This window comes from Brenneria roseae subsp. roseae, from assembly GCF_003115845.1.
Lineage (GTDB): Bacteria > Pseudomonadota > Gammaproteobacteria > Enterobacterales > Enterobacteriaceae > Brenneria > Brenneria roseae.
Window position 1 is genome coordinate 1 of sequence record NZ_KZ819067.1, and the last position, 393, is coordinate 393.

1 protein-coding gene is annotated in these 393 nt (G+C 53.9%); it reads right to left on the reverse strand.

The features are described 5' to 3' along the window. Positions 1-393: PAAR domain-containing protein (locus tag DDT52_RS20850; protein WP_210732752.1), on the reverse strand; the 393-nt coding region annotated here is incomplete at both ends.

Sequence of the window (393 nt, forward strand, 5' to 3'; positions counted from 1 at the left end):
CCGCGCTACGTAAACAGGATTTGGCAAACACAGGCTCCATTGCAAGCATCGGTGTCAGCGCCAGCAAAGGGGAACGGTTCGACGCCGCCTGTTTAGCACATTCCTGAACCGGAGATTTATAAGGCGTGTCACCAATAATGACGTTGCCGCTGCCGGAGATAATGACACCACCGCAATTGATACCATCGCCAATACGGGCAGCGGGTTTACCATTAATGAGAACCGTCGATGAGCCTGCTGCTATTTTTCGGGAATGCACACCATGCGGTGCATTGGGACAGGGACAACCATGAAGCAGAACCGTATCACCTTTACGGGCGGCGGGCTGACCGTTGATGATAACGTCAGGACTGCCTTCCACGATCGGGGTTTCAGGGAAGCAGTCATGACCAC